Below are 19,264 nucleotides of genomic sequence, written 5' to 3'. Positions count from 1 at the left end.
TCAGCAGTGGTCCTGTCTGCCGGAACACGCTGAGTCAAATTAAAGACAGACTACGCATGTAGAACCATAGATGTAGGACTTGCGGACGCGGGTTCGATTCTCGCCACATCCACCAAGCAAAGTAAAAGGGCCGCCTCGTGCGGCCCTTTTACTTTGCTGCTGAAACTCAATCCGACGTCCTTACAATCTCCCCGCCCTGCCCCTTGATATGCGGCGCGAAATTGAAGGCATCGGAAAAGCAACGGTCCTCGGTCATGCCCTTCTGAAGGAACGCCGAGTGCGCGGTTTCGACCATGCCGACCGAACCACAGGCATAAACCTCGCAGCCCGCCATGTCCGGGAAATCCTGCAAAATAGCTTCGTGTACCGTGCCCGTGCGTCCGGTCCAGTTGTCCCCGGGTGACGGCTCGGACAATACCGGAATGAATTTGAAATTGCCGTGTTCGCGCGCCCAGCGTTCGGGCAGTTCCTTCATGTAGAAATCGCCGACCGACTTCACGCCCCAGTAGAGATGCATCGGACGCTTGAGGCCGGCGTGGAACGTATACTCCACCATGCTTTTTACCGGAGCGAATCCGGTGGAACCGGCGACGAAAACGATCGGCCGGTCCGAGTCCTCGCGCAGATAAAAAGAACCAAGCGGTCCTTCGCAGCGCAGGGTGTCGCCCTCCTTCATGGCATTGAAGACATAAGTCGTGAAGGCGCCGCCAGGAATCAGTTTGACGTGCAGCTCGATCAGTTCCGCCTCGTGCGGCGCGGTGGCGAAGGAAAACGCGCGTCGTTCGCGATCTTCCAGCACGATATTGATGTATTGCCCGGCATGGAACGGCATTGGACCACTATCGAGCGGCTTGAGCAGCACGCGCATAACGTCTTCTGTCAGCCGTTCCAGTTTCTGCACGCGCGCCATGAAGGTACGAATCGGAATGTCACGCACCACACCGATGTTTTCGCATTCGAGATCGAGATCGGACAAGGGCGTGGCACAGCACATCAGCACTTTTCCCGCACGCCGCTCTTCCTCCGTCAACGCGCTGGGCTGATACGCGCCGTGATCCACGCTGCCCTGCACGACCGTACACTTGCACACGCCGCAACCGCCGCTGCGGCACTCGTACGGCAGCGCGATACCGCCGCGCAATCCGGCTTCAAGAATGGTTTCACCCGCCTGCACCGACACCGTGTCGTCGCCGGGACGCAGGGTAAGCTGGAATTCCCTGGCCGCGGAACGACGCACTGGCGGCAGCCAGGGGAGGAGCACTAGCAGTCCGGTGCCACCCAGCACCAGCCACCACACCTCTTTCGGCGACCAGACATAGATCAACGGAAAGATCGACAGATAAAACCAGTCGAGCTGTAGGGAAGTTACCAGCGTATCCAGATTTGCCGGTCCCTGGCTCATCACCGGCCAGACGAGCGATAGAACGATCAGCGCCAGCAGCAACGGCAGCGCGAGGTATCGGGGTGGATTGGTTTCGGCCTTGGCCACGCGCTGCGTGTGCACCCACAGCACCAGCAGCAGGATCAACGAGATGCCGATGTGCATGAAAGCCAGTAGCGAAAACAATCGGTCGTTGACGCTGCCTTCTTGCAGAAAGTTGCGCGCCATTGGCTCCGAAAAAATCGGCAGCCAGTCAAGCCATTCCGCCGTCGCGATAGTGACGAATTGTGCCAGCCTATCCCACGGCAGCATGAAGCCGTTGATGCCGGAGGCATACACCAGCCACAGCACGAAGATGCCCGTAACCCAGGAGAACCAGCGAAAGCCGCGATAATGATCAAACACAAAATGACGCAACATGTGCAGCCCCATCGCCAGCACCATGCCGTCGGAGGCATAGCGGTGCAGACCGCGCATGATCTGACCGATGTACCAGTGCTCGTGTGAGATGCGCTCGACGGAAGCGTAGGCTTCCTTCACGCCGGTATCGAGAAAGACATACAGGTAAAGACCGGTCGCCACGGCGATCCACGTCATCAGATAGGCAATCGCGCCCAGGTGATAGAGCGGATTGAGGCGGTCGCCAAAAATAACGTTAAACAGATTTTCCAGGCGCAGGAAAAACCACTGTCCGGCCCGCCGTACAAAATGCATGATGAGGACTCTCCCGGAGCACCTTTGCTGAAGTATATTCTTATCAGGCGCGCTGACCGTCAACCTTGATACAAATCAACATGGTGCGCAATCCAAATGGCCTTTCGCGGAAAGATTGACGCCCTTGGCCGCACGCGCTAGCTTACCCTCTCATTGCATAGGACTATTGGAGCCCCATGGCGAAAAAATCCAGCACCTCTCCCAACTTTGAAGCCGCCCTCGCGGAGCTGGAAAAGATCGTGGAAAAAATGGAATCCGGCGAGCAGTCGCTGGAAGAATCCCTGAAATCCTTTCAGCGCGGCATCGAACTGACGCGCGCCTGCCAGCAGGGTTTGCGCGAGGCCGAACAGCGCGTGGAAAAACTGGTCCAAAAGAACGGGGAATTCGCCATTGAGCCGCTACGGAACAAAGACGAGTAGTCCGGCATTGTCTGCATTCTCCGAACGGCTCCGGCATTTTCAAGTGCGTGTGGAACACGCGCTGGATGCGCGCCTGCCTCCCGCTAAACAGGCGCCGTCGCACCTGCATGAAGCCATGCGCTATGTCACGCTGGGCGGCGGCAAGCGCGTGCGCGCCAGTCTGGTGTATGCCGCGGGCCTGGCCGTCAGCGCGCAGGACGATGCGCTCGACACACCCGCCTGCGCGGTGGAACTGATTCACGCCTATTCACTGGTGCACGACGATCTGCCGTGCATGGACGATGACGATCTGCGCCGCGGTAAACCGACCTGTCACAAGACCTACGACGAGGCCACCGCGCTGCTGGCCGGCGACGCGCTCCAGTCACTGGCTTTTGAAATCCTGGCGAACGATCCGGCGCTGACGGTCAGCGCCACTCACCGCCTGCGCATGATCGCGTTGTTGGCTAATGCCGCCGGTTCGCACGGCATGGCCGGCGGACAAGCGATCGATCTCGCCTCTGGCGGCAAAGCGATCGCCCTGGCCCAGCTCGAGGACATGCATCTGCGCAAAACCGGCGCGTTGATCCGCGCCGCGGTCCTGCTCGGTGCCCATGCACGCGAGAACGTGGAAACGGAAAAATTGACCGCGCTCGAAAACTACAGCCGCGCTATCGGCCTGGCCTTCCAGATCACCGACGACATCCTGGACGTGGAGGGCAAGGCGGAAACGCTTGGCAAGAACCCCGGTATGGACCACGCGCGCGGCAAATCCACGTATCCCCAGGTGCTCGGGCTCACAGAAGCTAAGGCCCGCGCTCAGGTACTTCTGGCCCAAGCCCTCGAAAGCCTGGCTCCTTTGGGGGATAATGGCGGCGTGTTGGCCGAGCTGGCCGGATTCATCATCGAACGCCGCCAATGACCAAAAAATCCTCCCGCGACAAATACCTTCTCGAGACTATTAACAGTCCCGAGGACCTGCGACTTCTGAAAGAAGAAGATCTCCCGCTGCTCGCCCAGGAAATCCGGGCCTATCTGATCGACACCGTCTCGCGCACCGGCGGTCACCTGGCGGCGGGGCTGGGAACCGTGGAACTCACGCTCGCCTTGCATTACGTCTTTAACACACCGATAGACCGGCTGGTGTGGGACGTGGGCCATCAGACTTATCCGCACAAGATCCTGACCGGGCGCCGCGAGCGCATGGGTTCGCTACGCCAGACAGGCGGCATCTCCGGTTTTCCGCGACGCGAGGAAAGCGAATACGACACCTTCGGCGTGGGGCACTCAAGCACTTCCATCAGCGCCGCGCTCGGCATGGCCGTGGCCGCGGCATGCACCGGCGTCGAACGCCAGGTAGTAGCCGTTATCGGCGACGGCGCGCTCTCGGGCGGGCAGGCATTCGAAGCACTGAACAATGCCGGCAACATGGACGCCAACCTGCTGGTCATTCTCAACGACAACGATATGTCCATTTCGCCCAATGTCGGGGCGATGTCAAACTATCTCGCGCGCATCCTTTCGGGCAAGGTCTACAGTCACATGCGCGAGGGCTCCAAGACCGTGCTCTCCACCATCCCGCCGATGTGGGAACTGGCCAAGCGCGTGGAAGAACACATGAAAGGCATGGTGATGCCGAGCACGCTGTTCGAGGAATTGGGTTTCAACTATTTCGGTCCCGTGGACGGGCACAATCTGCACGCGCTGATCCGCATGCTCAGGAATCTGCGCGGTCTCACGGGCCCGCGTTTCCTGCACGTGGTCACGCGCAAGGGCAAGGGCTACGAACCGGCCGAAGGCGATCCCTGCGTGTACCACGGCGTGACACCCTTCGACCCCGCGACCGGCAAGATGGAGAAAAAACCGGCGGGCATGACCTACACCCAGGTGTTCGGCGAATGGCTATGCGACATGGCGGCACGCGACGTGCGCCTTGTCGGCGTTACACCGGCGATGCGCGAGGGTTCCGGCCTGGTGCAATTTTCCGAACGCTACCCGAACCGTTACTTCGATGTCGGCATCGCCGAACAGCACGCGCTCACCTTCGCCGCCGGACTCGCCTGCGACGGCATGAAACCGGTGGTCGCGATTTACTCCACTTTCCTGCAACGCGGTTATGACCAGTTGATTCACGATGTGTGCCTGCAAAACCTGCCGGTATTGCTGGCGATCGACCGCGCCGGGCTCGTGGGCGCCGACGGCGCCACGCATGCGGGCAGCTTCGATTATTCCTATTTGCGCTGCCTGCCGAACATGACGGTCATGGCACCGTCGGACGAAAACGAATGCCGTCGCATGCTTTCCACCGGCTTCCTGCTGAACGCCCCCGCGTCTGTGCGCTATCCGCGCGGCACGGGTCCTGGCGTTGCAGTCGAGCCTTCGCTGGAACCGCTTCCCCTCGGCAAGGGCGAGATCCGGCGCACGGGCAAGCGCGTGGCGCTGCTCGCCTTCGGCAGCATGCTGGCGCCGGCGCTCGAAGCAGGCGAGGCCTTTGATGCGACCGTGGTCAACATGCGCTTCGTCAAACCACTGGACGAGGAACTGATCCGGGAAATGGCGCGTACGCACGAGCTGCTGATCACGGTCGAGGAAAACGTGGTATCCGGCGGTGCCGGCAGTGGAGTCAATGAACTGCTTGTCGCGTCAGCAATCTCGGCACGCATCGTCAATCTGGGACTGCCCGATCACTTCATCGAACATGGCGACCATCGTGCACAACTCGCCAAGTGCGGGCTGGATGCGGCTGGAATTCGTCGTGCGATTTTGCGGAATATCACAACCAACACTCCCGCGGAACGCGAATCCGCTTAAACTTGACTGCATCGCTCAACTACTACATCATTGATGCCCCGCGAGTGGTAGAGAGACCTGGTTATGAAACTCAAGAGCAAAATTGAACCTGCGGAAGAAATTGCCGACGTGCAGAACACGCCGGATCTGCGTCACTTGCCGATCGACAAGGTCGGGATCAAGGATATTCGTCACCCCGTGGTCGTCAGAGACCGCTCTCAGGGGCTGCAGCACACCATCGCGAATTTCAACATGTTCGTGGAGCTGCCGCACAACTTCAAAGGCACCCACATGTCGCGTTTCGTGGAGATCCTGAACAGCCACGACCTGGAAATTTCGGTCGAATCCTTCAAGGACATGCTGGCGGACATGAGCCGGCGCCTCGAAGCCGATACCGGTCATATCGAAATGAGCTTCCCCTACTTTATCAACAAATCCGCGCCGATTTCCGGGGTCAAAAGCCTGATGGATTACCAGGTGACCTTCGCCGGCGAGATCCGCGGTGGTCAGGACATCATGACGATCAAGGTCGTGGTTCCGGTGACCAGTCTCTGCCCCTGTTCCAAGGAGATTTCCCAATACGGGGCTCATAATCAGCGCTCGCACGTAACGGTAACAGTTCGCACCAACACCTTTGTATGGGTGGAAGACATGATTGACCTCGTTGAAAAACAGGCGAGCTGTGAACTTTTCGGTTTGCTGAAACGCCCCGACGAAAAATACGTCACCGAACGCGCCTATGACAATCCCAAGTTTGTCGAAGACATGGTGCGCGATGTCGCCGCGGCGTTGAATAAGGACGACCGCATCGATGCCTACGTGGTGGAATCAGAGAACTTCGAATCCATCCACAACCACTCGGCCTACGCCATGATCAAGAAGGATAAGACGCAGTAAACAGGTTGTTCCCGCCTATTCCTCTGGCGTTATAAGGGCTGCCCTTCGCAAGACTGTAGTCTTTGAAACCAGGCCCGTTCCTGTTCAGAGGCGTGACGTTCAAACTGGCCCTGTAGGCGAGCCAGCTTCCGCAGACGCAGGATCTTGTCGAGCTGCGTGATATCCCGGTCCAGATTCGATATCTCCTCGTACTCCAGCCTGGCTTGCCGATCCTGCTTGCCCACCAGCTCGGGATAACGGGGATGCGAAAGAATGAAGTCCTGAACGGCATCCAGGTCCTTCTTCAGAAACTGGAAAAAGTTTAACGTATACGGGGAAAGCGCCTCGGGCCAGCGTAATCCGATTTCCTTTCTGACCTCCTTTTGCAGCGCCTCGACCTCCTGACTGAGTTTCTCCTGCTCTTGATCTAGCTCTAGCATTTTCCCGGCCAGTGCGAATCGACGCTTTTTCAACTCCTTGATGAGGACCGGCCCCAACTCGGGCAGTCCGTTCATTTTCGCCACTTCACGCGCCAGGTTCCCATAATCGTTGTCCGGCTCAGCTCCGGTGTCAGCCCAGCGCAGGTACCAGGGCTGCCAGCGCTCCAGGAACACCTCGCTGGTGGAACGCGGCAGATCGGCATTATGCGCCTGCGATAGCGCAAAGAGATGCGCTTCGTAGAGCGACACTATTTTGTCCCCATTACGGTCCGGGTTGCTACCGATGGCCTCGCCGGTACGCGTGCGACCCTGAAGCGCGGCGAAAAAAAATGTCGAGTAATCACGGTAATCGCCGACATTGATGCTGGCCGAGCATCCCTCCGATTCACGGTCCTCGGATTCGGCGAAAAATCCGCAACGATTGCCTTCACCGAGCGCCAGCGAATCCTGTGCCTGTGGGCGCATCAGCCGTGCGAATCCGCCGGAATAGCATTGCGTGAACACAAAGCGCACGGGAATCCCGGAATCGATACGGCTCATAATCTGATCCATCTCGCGCACCGACAGTTGGGTGTCGTTCCACAGCCGCAGCGTATTTCCAGCGGGGTCATCTCGATCACGCAAACCGTGGCCGTTATAAATGAGAAGCGCGCGGTCACCCGCCTTGAGCTCGGAAAATTCTTTTTCCAGACGTTCCTTGAGCGCGCTTGCCTCGGTGCCGCCGAGCACGCCGGGAATTTTGCTGGTATAAAAACGCTCGCCATTGGGGCCCTGTTCCCCAAAGACGCGCGCCAACGGCTGCAGAGAATCCTTGGACTCTCGTGGCGGCTGCCACAACACGACATCCCGTCCGCTGGTGGCTCCGTCGGTATAGTAAACGTGCAACTGCCGCGCACCGGCGCTGGCGTTCAGAACCTGGATGACCCAGTTTACGTTGAATTCAATCTGTGCCTGTGAATGACCGGGATTGGGGCCACCGCCGATAATCCAGATATGATCCAGCGCCTGGGCGGACGAGACGCCGAAGGAAAGACAACAAAGCATAGCTGCCGCGATATTCCGCATGGCGATCATCCCTGCAACCGGGATGGCCGGGTAGCCCAGGCAAGCACCAGGGACATCAGCAATGCTGACACCACAGACGGGGCAATAACAGCCAGGCTCATCTCCACGAAAACCGCGGCGATAACAAATCCGGTCAGCACGCCGGCCATGACTGCCGACAGCATGGCGCTCCATGTGCTGTGTCGCGACAACAAATGGATTTCCAGCCACAGCAGCAATCCTGCCATATAGAACACCGGCAAGGCTTGACGGCTGTCGGACAACATTTGTAGCGCCAACTGACGGCGGGATTCAAACACATACTGGTGCTGCAAAAGGCCATCGCCCTGAAAGGAATCCAGGAGAAACAATACGAGCATCCAGACTGCAAAGGCGATGGGCGGTGCCAGCAGCAAAGCAAAGACAAGCGCGCTTTTGGCGCGCTTCTTTCTTTTCAGCATGAGAAAAACGTTTTTCAATTTTTCCTGATCAGATAGCTTCCCATCGCCATCACATCTAGCCCCGTGGAAAAGAAGCAGCGTATCGCATTGACCGGCGACTCGACAATTGGCTCGCCCATGATATTGAAGCTGGTGTTGAGCAACACCGGCACATCGGTCTTTTCGCCGAATTTTCTGATGAGGTCATGGTACATCGGATTAATATCCTTGCTCACCGTTTGCAAGCGGGCAGACCCGTCCACATGCGTAATCGCCGGTAACTTGTCGCGCATCTCCGGTCGCACAGGGCATACCTTCAGCATGAATGGACTTTCCCCAATGGAATCAAAAAAACGGCTCTGGTGCTCGACGGTGGCGGAAGGGGCAAACGGCCGGTAGGCCTCACGATGTTTGACCTCCGCATTGATCTTGTCTTTCATGTGGGGCAGCGTCGGATTCGCCAGAATGCTGCGGTTGCCAAGCGCCCGTGGCCCGATTTCCATCCGGCCCTGGAACCAGCCAAGGATCTTTCCTTCGGCCAGCAGGCGCGCTGCCTCGCCGGTAATGTCATCGTGTTTTACAGCCGTGAGCTTGCATTCACGAATCAACTTGCCGATCTCCTCGTCGGAATAAGAAGTACCGAGATAGGGATCGTTGTGAACCTCGGTGCGGGGATGTCCATGCACCACATGATAAACATAATAAGCGGCGCCGATAGAAGTGCCGTTGTCGCCCGCCGCCGGCATGACGTAGATATCTTCGTATCCGCTTTCACGCACGATGCGGCCGTTCACAACGCTGTTCAGTGCCACGCCCCCCGAAATGATGAGATGGCGGTGTGCGGTCTTTTTTCGCAATACCGCGCACAGCTCCAGCGCCCGCTCTTCCAGGACATGCTGAAAAGCAGCAGCCACGTTGTGGTGATGATCCGCGAAATCCTTGCCCTTTCGCGGTTGCCCGAAGGTATCGTAGAACTTTTGGGAACAGCGCCGGTAACCCCAGTACTGATAATTGAAATAAGACAGGTCGATCTTGATCGCTCCGTCATCATCAACCTTTACGATATCCGACACAATTTTCTGAAAAGGTTTTGGATCGCCAAAGGGCGCGAGCCCCATGGTTTTGCCTTCGTCGTAATTCGGCTTGAATCCGCAGAATTCGGTGGCCGCTTCGTAGATGGACCCGAGCGACATGGGGAAATAACTCTGCTGGAAACAGGTGACCTTGGTACCCTCACCCGCCCCCAGGAATGAAGTGGCCCATTCGCCCGAACCGTCGAGGCTCAATATCGCCGCGCTTTCATATGGAGAAACCAGAAAACTTCCGGCCGCGTGCGACTCGTGGTGCGGCACAAAATGCACCTTCGGTCCGTTTGAAGGCCACATTTTCCGGTACCAGTCCCACAGAGAGCGCTGCTTGAAATAGGCTCTGAGAATTTCGTGATGGAGAAACGGGCGCGCGTTTGTAATATGCGTCAACCCGTATATCGTCTTGGTGAACCAGTCCTTGGACGGCTTGATGGAAACAGCCACCGCGTCTATATCCGAAGGCTTGAGGTTGTACATTTCCAGGCAACGCTGGATGGCTTTCTCGGGGAACACCCCAGTATGCTTGTTGCGCGTGAGCCGTTCCTCCTCGATCACGGCCGCCATGCGCCCGCCCACCAGCAGGCAGGCGGTGGAATCGTGGAAAAAGTAATTGAGGCCAAGTATATTCATCGTCAGGTTTTCCGGTTAAGTCAGCAATGGATTTCTTGTCGCCAGCGTTGGCAACGGATTTGATATTGGATGTGAGTCAGGTTATTGCTGGACTTTCTCTTTTTAATCCAGAATATATCGACAGCGAGCGTGCCAGATCTTTCGTGCGGCACAGCAGATAACCGATCCATCCACGCACAGTGCCACAGTTAAAAACTTGATGGTCGTATACCTGCAGCGACTTCGCGCCCCACAAATAATTCCAGTCCTTGCCCGTTACAAAACTTATTGTGTTTATCGTCTTGTCTTCCGCGCATTGAAGGAATAACTGCTCCATGATCAGGTTTCCCGGCGCAATCGCGGCATAGGCTTCGTCAAAACCTATTTTGAGAATATAGACGGTGCCGTCGACTAGCAGGCACAGCTGCCCGGCGATGCATTTATCGTTGAGCAGCATCAGATTGAGCATGCACTGGCCGGAAGGGCCAAAACCCTCCACCAGGCTTTTATAGAAGCGGCCGGCCTTCTCATCGCAGGCAATTGCCGTGTTCGTTCCACTCTCGCCCTTCCAGCCAGCGGCTTCAACATCAAGAATTTCTTGAAAGTGACGATTGATGTCCTCAACAGACCGGTAACTGTGAAATTGGATCTTCCCCATTTCCCGCGCCCGCCGGCTCAATCGGCGGACGTTGCGGCGGAAACGTCCATCGAAACCGGCAGCGACCTCACCGTAACTCGTGGCGCAGTTCACATAATTACTTTTATAGACAAGGGTGGAGCGCCACAGGGGGGGTGGGGCAAGCTGCAAGGCATAAGCCGCTGTCGAGTCCTCCAGCGCGCCGGGAATGTAAAGCATATCCCATTTGATGCCAGGGACCTGGCGCAATTGACGCACCAGTACTTTCAGCAAGGTGGCGTTTTCGCTGGTCTTGGAAAAAATAAAATCGCTCAAATCGATATGATCGTGAGTCGGGATCTGCAAAACCCGGACCGAGACGCCGCAAACCTTCTGCGTGGCGATTTTCAGGGGGAACACCGCCACGGGCGAAGATCCGCGCGACATAACGCAAAAGATCACTGAATCGGGATCCTGCTCCAGGTGGTCGAGGTAGGCGCGGTACCAGAAATAAAGGTGAAAAAACCGCTTGCCGGAAAGAGAATTTTCAATCTGACGCCATGTTTCGCGCAGCCCGGCAAAACCTTGCGCGCCGCGGTGAAACGCAAGCGAGAATTCACTCGCCATACCCTCGCCCGAGAGCGCATCCTGATGTAACTCGATCATTACGATTGTTGCTCTTATTGGGGATCAAAAGATAGCGGCGTACCAGACACTCGCGCTCCCCTCAAAACGTTATTGCTTATTCACCACATACAAAATGATATCACAGCCCCGGAATATGGCAGAAACACATCAGGAATGCCGCCAGACGATACACGCTTCCTGCTGGCGGCAAGCTTTCTAGGCGGGCTTTCAGCCCATATTCTTTTTCACCGAGGGCACCACCCGCAGCGTTACCGGAAGTTTCTCGGCCGGTTCCCCGACATAATTACCCTGAAGATGATCCACACCGGAGGCCTTGAGCATGGCGCTGGTTTTCTCGTCCTGCACGGACCCGGCGACCGTCAGTTTGCCGAGCGAACGGGCAATCTGAATGATGGAGAGAACCATGGTTTCGTCAATGGGACTCCGCGTCATGTTCCTGACGAAGGAACCGTCAATTTTGATGAAATTTACCGGCAGTTGCTGCAGATAACTGTACGAACTGAAGCCGGTGCCGAAATTGTCCAGGGCAAAACGGCAACCAAAATCCGTCAGACCCTGGATGAGAAGCCTTGCTTTGTCGAGATAACGCATGGCCGATTGTTCCGTAATCTCGAAAATCACGCTGCGCGGCGGCAAGCCGTTCTGTGCCAGGTGATTCTTGATCATCTGGAGCAGGGTGGCATCTTCGAGTGACTGTCCAGACAGATTGATCGAGAAGATGACGTCCCGCCCCGAAGCGCGGAAATCCGCTAACGCCTTTAACGCATGAATAACCACCCATCGATCGATGTCGGCCATCAGGCCGAAACGTTCCGCTACCGGGAGAAAAACAGAAGGCAGCACAATTTCATTGTTGGGTCCAGGCATCCGCAGCAGAACCTCATAGCTCTCCTTATCGGGATACATGACATCGGCAATCGGCTGATACATGAGCAGGAAGCGATTCTGCTCGATAATCTGTTTGATGTGCTGGAACCAGCCGATGTCCATGACCATCTCTTTCTTGCTATCTCCTCCCTCCTCATACATATGCATGCGGTTACGACCGTGCGACTTCGCCTCGAAGCACGCCATGTCAGCGTGTGCCATGACTTCCTCGGCGGAGTAGCGCCCCGGCTCGATCATGGCGACACCGATGCTACAATTGACGCTGAGTACCTTGTCGCCTTCCACCAGGCACATGTCGCGCATGACCTGATTAATTGAGCGCGCCATCTCCATGGCGTCTTCGCGCGATACATTGCGCGCGAGCACCGTGAATTCATCGCCTCCGAAGCGCGACACCACGTCCTTGTCACGCGCTTGCGATTTGAGCAGCTCGGCCACCCGGATGAGCAGCTTGTCGCCGGCGGGGTGGCCCATCGTGTCATTGACGTACTTGAACTGGTCAAGATCGATGAAAAACACCGCGCTCGGCAACGCATCATGTGACACTTGCTCGATCTCCCTCTCCAGTTCGCGCCGGAAAATACCGCGATTCACCAGGTCAGTCAGCGGATCCCGCTCTGCCATTTTGCGCAGCGCGGCATCCCTCACCTTGATGGCTTTGATGGTGGTATTCAGGGCATCACTGATGGCCGCGATTTCCGCATCCTTGGGGCGTTCCACCACAACATCGGTTTCTCCCTGGGCGAGCCGCGCCAGGGGGATTTTCAGCGCCGTAAGCGGCGCCAGAGCTTTCCGGATGATCCAGCTTCCGCATAACATTCCCAACAACAACAAGCCAGCGATAATCAGACTGCCGGAGGCCATGCTTCGCACCAGCTGTCCCTTGTAATAGGCCGAGTCGATACTGAGGTCGAGGTAGCCGATAATTTTCACGTTTTCGGGTTTTTCACTTTCCAGACTAAAATTGAGCAGTCCGTCCGAATGCATGGATCGCACGCGAATCGGCGTGATGAACCGGAGGAAAGAGTCAGCCAGCAGTGAGCGATCGACCAGGTACACTCTTTCCATGCCGCTCATCTGGTTCAAGGCGGCAATTTGTCTTGGTTCAAGCGGTGGCACCTCTTTCCCCTGCTTGTTGCCGAATTCGCCCATGATCTTTTTTCCCGTGGCGTCGTAATAACGTATGAATGCGATCTCCGGGAAATTCTTGATACGCTTGTCAATATTCGAAAAATGCTTGCCACCATATGAAGCATAGAGAGGCGTGCCTAGCTCATCGAGTTCGGTCAACCAGCGTACGGCCTGCTTCTCCAGGTTGTCGTCAATCAGATCGCTGGCTGTCCACCAAAGACCTACGTTGACGATCAAATACACGCCGACGGAACCCGCCATGAGGAGAAACAAAAGACGACTCGCGAGACTGCGTTCAACCAGCCGGCGAACCCGCTTGTACAGTTTTCTCATCCCGGCCAGCCTGCGAAGATAGAAACGGCGGATAAATTTCATTTTAAGGTGCATGGGTCATTGCGCGCATCGACTTCGGGATTTTCAGGTTCAAACGTTTGGCCATGACGGAGTTGATCCGTATGGTTGTCTGGGTGAGTCCGCTTACCCCCACGTCTGAATCCTTGTGTATTTTTCTGACACGCTGGAGAATCTGCTCGGCGATATCGGCGGCGCTAGTCTCCGCGCTCAGGAGACCTCCCAATGCCAGCAGTTGATCGCTGAACACCGCCATCTGGTCGCCCTGCCTGACGCTGTAGGCCATGATGTCGCGAATCACCGCGCGGCTGAGCACGCGGTTGTCCGGTACCATCCACAATCCCTCGATCTTCGGGGAAATCCGCTTGAAGGCATACAATGTCTCCTTGTCCGATCTGGCTTCAACGTGAATCAGATTCAGGCCGTGTTTTTTAGCGGCAGTCTGTGCCTCTTCCATCAGATCGCGCAAATTCCCGCCCGTGATAACGCCTACCCTGTTTAATCGCGGAGACAGCTGTTTCCATGTCCGGAACAAATCATCCACGGGGGGAGTCGCGGCCACGCCTTTCATCCAGGGCGTCACCAGGCTCGGATTCTCATAGTTGAATACCTGGCAGAAAACGACGTGCTTGCCGGAAAGTTCACGCGCCATTTGGGCAGCGGGCAAACCAACGGCAACGACTACGGAGATGTCCGAGGCCTGTACGTGTTTCTTTACTGCGGTGATGTCTGCGTTTCCGTCCAGATAATAATTTTGAATCCGTTCCTTGTATCGCTTGGCGATTTCACGCTGGACGTCGACAAAGGCTTGCGAACGATCGCTCATCACAATGGCGATGCCCGGCGCCGGTTTGGGCGCCGTGGAACAACCCAGCGCCATCGCCGCGACTAAAAACAGCAGCCATGTCACCCAGACCGGGCGTTGATAGGGACAGGATTGATACAATGGCACACCTCGTAGGGGCTTTATTCGTACACAGGTGATGCAGCATTCATGCCATGGCCGGAGATTTTCAGACAGGAAATGGCGATAAGACCTTGTGACGCAGTCTTATAAGCACATGAAACAGCAGGATTTTTATTGGATAAGTTGTTCCGGCCCAGGACCAACCTGATCCGGACTCATGACAGACTGATAAACAAGGGAAATCTCTGCCGAAAAAGACCTGAATCAGTCCCAATTTGCGGCAGCGGGTGCAGCTGAATCCGCGAGCACAAGCGCCTCCCGGGCAATTTCCGCCACGAAAAACGGCAAGGCAGCGGCCACTGCGGGGCTCAACGAATGCCCTGTCCACACAGAATCCGCTTCCATGCCGCGCAACAACAATCGCGACGGCATGTTTCCAAGGACACGGGCAAGCTCAATGGCGGATGCGATACCGAAACCATGCGATGACCACTGCGCGCCTGTGCCTGCGAGATCGTGCGCATCAAGACGATGCCATGTTCCCGGTGCAGCACCTGAGCGAACTGCGTCCAGAAGGATCACGCAATCCATGTTCTGCCAATGCGTCAGCAACAGGGGTCCCGGACGATCCAGGATGGAAATTTCTATTAAACCAGCCGGAGCGGCATTCACAGCGGCGATTTGGCGCAAGGCTTCCGCTGCCGCCCAGCCAAAACGGTCATCCCCAAAGGGCGAACCGATACCGATGATGTGCACGTGACAATTCATGAACCCTGCCGGCTGATACGCAAATCCAGGAAATGGGTGGCGCAGGAAATACAGGGATCGTAATTACGGATCACCCTTTCGCCAAAATGGCGTAATGCATCTTCGTGCTGATTAAGGCCAAAGCTTTGCAGTGACTGGCGCAGGTCATCTTCCATGCGTGACTGATTCTGGCTGGTGGGCGGAACAATGCGCGCACGGATAACAAGTCCCTCCGCGCCGAGCTCGTAACGATGCCACAAAATCCCGCGTGGCGCTTCCGTGCAGCCCACACCCGTGCCGGCGCGTGGCATGGTATTGACGTAAGCTAATTGCGGTTCACGATAGGCTTCGAGCAGACGAATGGCTTCACGAATGGCAAATACAATCTCGATTGCGCGCGCCACGACGCTGTGATGCATGTTGCGGCTGGGGAATCCGATACCCAGATTGTCTACGAGCGTGCGAATGGAGTCCGGCAGATGGTCGAAATTGAGATTCAGGCGCGCTAACGGACCGACAAGATAGGGGCTGCCATCGAGCAAGCAATGCAAGGCGGTCGAATGCGGCACCTGTTGTTCGGCAAACCGTGTCTCGAACTGATCTGCCGGAATATCCAGACCATGACTTGAAACCAGCCGGCCTTCGTTCATGGGATATTCCCGCGCATGGCGCAGCGCCACACAGATGAAATCCTGATCATCTGACGGCAACTCAAGCGATGCCGTCCAGCGCAACAGGTCTTCAGCGTCTGGCAAGGCAGCATGCAGTTTTTCCAACAGCAGATTTACCTGCTTCGGTTTTGGCGCATGATGGAAGCCCCCGACGCGCGCGCCCACGGGATGCACCGAGCGTGCGCCCAGCAGCCGGATAATGTCATTACCGAGTGCCTGCAGCCTCAGACCACGACGCACTTCCTCGGAAAATTTCCGAGCCATTTCCACCACGCTCGAATAACCCAGAAGATCCGGCGCCGCCAGCATATGAATATGCAGGCTGTGGCTTTGGATCCACTCGCCGCAGTAAAACACGCGACGCATGTTTCGCACCCAGGGACCGGGCTCCACGCCCAAGATACTTTCAATCGCGTGTACGGCACTCATCTGATACGCCACCGGACAGATGCCGCAAATGCGCGCCACCATGTCCGGAACCTCGGAATATTCCCTGCCTTCCAGCAGTTTTTCGAACATGCGCGGCGGCTCGAAAATTCGCAGCCGGAGGTCTTCGATCACCCCGTCATGTACGCGCAATTCCAGCGTACCCTCGCCCTCGACCCGGGCGAGCACCGGCACCTGAATTGGAATATGACGCGGTTCAGTCATGGGGCATATTCCCTCCGCGTAAACCGGCCTCCGCGAAGGCGGGTGCTGCTGCGGTGATGAAGTGGAAGCGTCTCGCTACGGCCTCGGGCACCAGTCCCAGTCCTTCCAGGCGTTGTGTCAGCGCCACGGTATTGGGATTTTCCGCCGGTCCGTAACAGGCATAACAGTCGCGCCCGAAACTCGGGCAGATGGCGCCACAACCGCTGCGCGTCACCGGTCCCATGCAGGGAATGTCTTTGGCCACCATCACGCACACGTTGTGCTGGCGCTTGCATTCCATGCAAACCTTGTCTTTTTCCAGCCAGGGGCTCACGCCCGACAACAGCGATCGTACTGCGGCCAGAACCTGACGCCCGTTCACCGGACAGCCCCAGATTTCCAGATCGGCCTTTACATGTTGGGCTATGGGCGTGGAAGTACTCAAGCTCTGAATGTATTCAGGCCTGGCATAGATCGAGGCAACCCACTCGTCGGCGTTTGCAAAATTACGCAGCGCCTGCAGACCTCCCGCCGTGGCACAGGCGCCGATGGTGACGAGAAAACGGGTATTGGCGCGGATACGACGGATGCGCTCAAGATCTTCCGGCATCGAAATACTGCCCTCGATAAAAGCGATGTCGACGGCGGCTTCCGGATTTACCGGTCCGGCCTCGGCGAAATGCACGATGTCCACCATCTGCGCCAGCGTGAGCAGATCCTCTCCCAAATTCAGAAATGCGAGCTGACAGCCGTCGCAGGAAGCGAATTTGTGCACCGCCACTTTGGGTTTGTCGGCCATCAAAACCCCCGCATGTCGAAGAGTGGTTTCACGTCCGGATAACTGAATACCGGACCATCCTTGCAGACAAATTTGCCTCCATACTGACAATGCCCGCAAAGCCCCACTGCGCAATTCATGCTGCGCTCCATGCTCAGATAAATGTTGCTTTCATGCACGTTACGCTCGAGCAAATTATCCACGGCAACCCGCATCATGCCCTCGGGACCGCACATCATGACCACGGCACGGGCAGCGTCGATCTCCACCTTATCGAACAATTCCGTCACATTGCCGACATGCCACGGCCAGAGTGTCGCCCCCTCATTTGCCGCCACGAGCACCTGAGTGTCTGGCTGCTTGCCCCAGCGTGCATACTGCTGGCGCCAGATCAGATCGTCGGAATGTTTCACGCCCTGCATGATGACCAGGCGTCGAAACCGCTCGCGCCGACGAATGACATAATTGATTACCGAAACCACCGGAGCACAACCGAGCCCGCCCGTGATGATCATCACGTCCCGGTCCTGCGCCTGCTGCAATGGCCAGCCGCGGCCGTAGGGACCGCGCACACCCAAGCGGTCTCCGGCTTTCAGTTGCGCCATCCCGCGCGTCACGCGCCCCACCACACGTATGGTGTGATTGAACAGGCGCTCGTCATCCGGATCCGAAACAATGGAAATCGCCACTTCGCCAACACCATACAGATAAAGCATGTTGAACTGGCCCGGCTCGAAGCGGAAAGCCGCGTGTAGCTCCGGATCCGTAAATCGCAGGCGCAAGGTAAAAATGGTCGGTGACTCCTGAATGCGCTCTACCACCTCGATTTCGTGCGGGACGGAAGCATTAGTCATGTCCGCCTCCCTGACAGATTTCACGCGCCTCTTCCGTGATATCGATTCCCACCGGACACCAGGCGATGCACCGCCCGCAACCCACGCAACCGCTGCGTCCGTACTGGTCGTGCCAACTGCCAAGTTTATGCGTCAGCCACTGTCGATAACGCGTGCGTGTATCGGCGCGGATGGTCATGCCGTGAATGTAGCTGTGTCCCTGAGTAAAACAGGAATCCCACTGGCGCACATGCAAACTTTGCTTTCCATCCAGCGCCGTTTCGTCCGTCTCACTATGGCAAAAACAGGTAGGGCAAACCGAGGTGCAGTTGCCACAGGACAGGCAGCGTTCCGCCACGTTCTCCCAGCGAGGGTGCTCGAGATTGGCGAATAGCGCATCCCGCAGGTTGCGTGTGGGCAGGCTTCGGGTTTGCTGTCGGGCCGCTTCCTGCATTTCCTGATTGGCGGTCTGCCGATGCGCGTCCGTCGCCGGGACAAGCGGAAGCTTCGCCGCGATCGTATTTCCCTTGTCACTACCGGCCTGCACCAGATAGCCATCGTCCAGCTCGCCCAGGGCAAGATCGAAACCCTGTGTGGCATGCGGGCCGTCGCCGGTGGACACGCAGAAACAGGTTTCCGCCGGATGTGTGCAATGCACGGCGACCAGAAAAACATTTTTACGCCGGGCGGCATAATAAGGATCGACAAACGCACCTTCCAGAAAGTGCCGGTCCTGCAGGCGCAGCGCGGCCAGATCACAGGCACGCACGCCGATAACGGCAATCAAATCGGCGGGTGGTTGGATATCGACAAAACGGATGGCGCCAGCCGTTGAGCGTTCGGAGCGCCACAGCGCCTCGTGCGGAGTGAACAGATTCGGTTTCAGCGCCTGCGGGCCGTTAGCCCAGCTGAAATACCGTGGGCTCGCCGTATCTTCCAGCCGGTACCGGCCGGGGGCCTGTTGATCGCGGATACCTCGCGGCAAAACTTCAATCTTGCCGAGCGTATCGTAAACAATCGCACCATCCCGCACCTGCGGCCCAACGCATCGGTAACCGGCCTGATGCAGTGTATCCAGCAGTGCCTGAAACCTGGCGCGTGGGAGAAATCCTGTCTCCATGTTCGCCTCTATTGGCCCGGTGTAGTCGAATTCATTAGACCACATCTCCCCCTGGGCGTCTTAGGAATTTCTCCAAAATTAAATAGACAGGATTAACAGGATTTTTCAGGATTTACAGGATTAAAGATTTTATAGATATAAGAAATCCTGCTAATCCTGTTTTT

At 57.0% G+C, this 19,264-nt stretch carries 16 protein-coding genes and 1 other RNA gene; 5 read left to right on the top strand and 12 right to left on the bottom strand.

Annotation, left to right across the window (positions count from 1 at the left end; all coding sequences use genetic code 11):
* Positions 1–115: a transfer-messenger RNA gene (gene ssrA / locus NUV55_RS08050) on the top strand; the annotation flags it as partial.
* A 51-nt stretch (positions 116–166) separates the two neighbouring features.
* Here the strand turns inward: ssrA and NUV55_RS08045 are convergent.
* Entirely contained in the window at positions 167–2,095 is a 1,929-nt protein-coding gene (locus NUV55_RS08045) for a 2Fe-2S iron-sulfur cluster-binding protein (RefSeq protein ID WP_296671882.1), read from the bottom strand.
* A gap of 176 nt (positions 2,096–2,271) precedes the next feature.
* On the opposite strand from NUV55_RS08045, the gene NUV55_RS08040 reads away from it, so the two are divergent.
* From NUV55_RS08040 to folE2, 4 genes are all read left to right on the top strand, one after another.
* On the top strand, positions 2,272–2,514 hold the full coding sequence (locus NUV55_RS08040; RefSeq protein WP_296671880.1) for an exodeoxyribonuclease VII small subunit: 243 nt from the start codon (positions 2,272–2,274) through the stop codon (positions 2,512–2,514).
* A gap of 7 nt (positions 2,515–2,521) precedes the next feature.
* Positions 2,522–3,415, top strand: a complete 894-nt coding sequence (locus tag NUV55_RS08035; protein WP_296671878.1) for a farnesyl diphosphate synthase — start codon at positions 2,522–2,524, stop codon at positions 3,413–3,415.
* The gene (gene dxs, locus NUV55_RS08030; RefSeq protein ID WP_296671876.1) at positions 3,412–5,304 is read left to right on the top strand and encodes a 1-deoxy-D-xylulose-5-phosphate synthase; all 1,893 of its coding nucleotides are present in this window, start codon (positions 3,412–3,414) and stop codon (positions 5,302–5,304) included. Before NUV55_RS08035 ends, dxs begins: the two co-directional genes overlap by 4 nt.
* A gap of 63 nt (positions 5,305–5,367) precedes the next feature.
* Positions 5,368–6,180 carry a GTP cyclohydrolase FolE2 gene (folE2, locus tag NUV55_RS08025; RefSeq protein ID WP_296671874.1) on the top strand — a complete coding sequence of 271 codons (813 nt, stop codon included), beginning with the start codon at positions 5,368–5,370 and terminating at the stop codon, positions 6,178–6,180.
* 29 nt (positions 6,181–6,209) lie between these two features.
* On the opposite strand, the gene NUV55_RS08020 is transcribed toward folE2, so the two are convergent.
* The 11 genes from NUV55_RS08020 to NUV55_RS07970 form a co-directional block, all read right to left on the bottom strand.
* Positions 6,210–7,664, bottom strand: a complete 1,455-nt coding sequence (locus NUV55_RS08020; RefSeq protein ID WP_296671872.1) for a hypothetical protein — start codon at positions 7,662–7,664, stop codon at positions 6,210–6,212.
* A 5-nt stretch (positions 7,665–7,669) separates the two neighbouring features.
* Entirely contained in the window at positions 7,670–8,104 is a 435-nt protein-coding gene (locus tag NUV55_RS08015; protein ID WP_296671871.1) for a hypothetical protein, read from the bottom strand.
* A gap of 14 nt (positions 8,105–8,118) precedes the next feature.
* A complete protein-coding gene (locus NUV55_RS08010; protein WP_296671869.1) occupies positions 8,119–9,801 on the bottom strand; it encodes a carbamoyltransferase C-terminal domain-containing protein in 1,683 nt (560 codons plus the stop codon).
* 76 nt (positions 9,802–9,877) lie between these two features.
* Positions 9,878–11,062 carry a GNAT family N-acetyltransferase gene (locus tag NUV55_RS08005; RefSeq protein ID WP_296671867.1) on the bottom strand — a complete coding sequence of 395 codons (1,185 nt, stop codon included), beginning with the start codon at positions 11,060–11,062 and terminating at the stop codon, positions 9,878–9,880.
* A 189-nt stretch (positions 11,063–11,251) separates the two neighbouring features.
* Positions 11,252–13,396 (bottom strand): EAL domain-containing protein, encoded by a 2,145-nt coding sequence (locus tag NUV55_RS08000; RefSeq protein WP_296671866.1) that lies wholly within the window; start codon positions 13,394–13,396, stop codon positions 11,252–11,254.
* A gap of 43 nt (positions 13,397–13,439) precedes the next feature.
* A complete protein-coding gene (locus NUV55_RS07995) occupies positions 13,440–14,360 on the bottom strand; it encodes an ABC transporter substrate binding protein (RefSeq protein ID WP_296671864.1) in 921 nt (306 codons plus the stop codon).
* A gap of 225 nt (positions 14,361–14,585) precedes the next feature.
* Positions 14,586–15,089, bottom strand: a complete 504-nt coding sequence (locus tag NUV55_RS07990) for a hydrogenase maturation protease (RefSeq protein WP_296671863.1) — start codon at positions 15,087–15,089, stop codon at positions 14,586–14,588.
* Entirely contained in the window at positions 15,086–16,390 is a 1,305-nt protein-coding gene (locus NUV55_RS07985) for a nickel-dependent hydrogenase large subunit (protein ID WP_296671861.1), read from the bottom strand. Before NUV55_RS07985 ends, NUV55_RS07990 begins: the two co-directional genes overlap by 4 nt.
* Positions 16,383–17,168, bottom strand: coding sequence for a hypothetical protein (locus NUV55_RS07980; protein WP_296671859.1), 786 nt, complete (start codon positions 17,166–17,168; stop codon positions 16,383–16,385). Before NUV55_RS07980 ends, NUV55_RS07985 begins: the two co-directional genes overlap by 8 nt.
* Complete coding sequence (locus NUV55_RS07975; protein WP_296671858.1) at positions 17,168–18,001, bottom strand: FAD/NAD(P)-binding protein; 834 nt, start codon at positions 17,999–18,001, stop codon at positions 17,168–17,170. Before NUV55_RS07975 ends, NUV55_RS07980 begins: the two co-directional genes overlap by 1 nt.
* Entirely contained in the window at positions 17,994–19,145 is a 1,152-nt protein-coding gene (locus NUV55_RS07970; protein WP_296671856.1) for a 4Fe-4S dicluster domain-containing protein, read from the bottom strand. The genes NUV55_RS07975 and NUV55_RS07970 overlap by 8 nt, the downstream gene beginning before the upstream one ends.
* Positions 19,146–19,264: the final 119 nt, after the last annotated feature.

The organism is Sulfuricaulis sp., from assembly GCF_024653915.1.
Taxonomy (GTDB): domain Bacteria; phylum Pseudomonadota; class Gammaproteobacteria; order Acidiferrobacterales; family Sulfurifustaceae; genus Sulfuricaulis.
The sequence above is the reverse complement of the archived record's forward strand: the minus strand, read 5'-3'. Positions and strand labels throughout refer to the sequence as shown.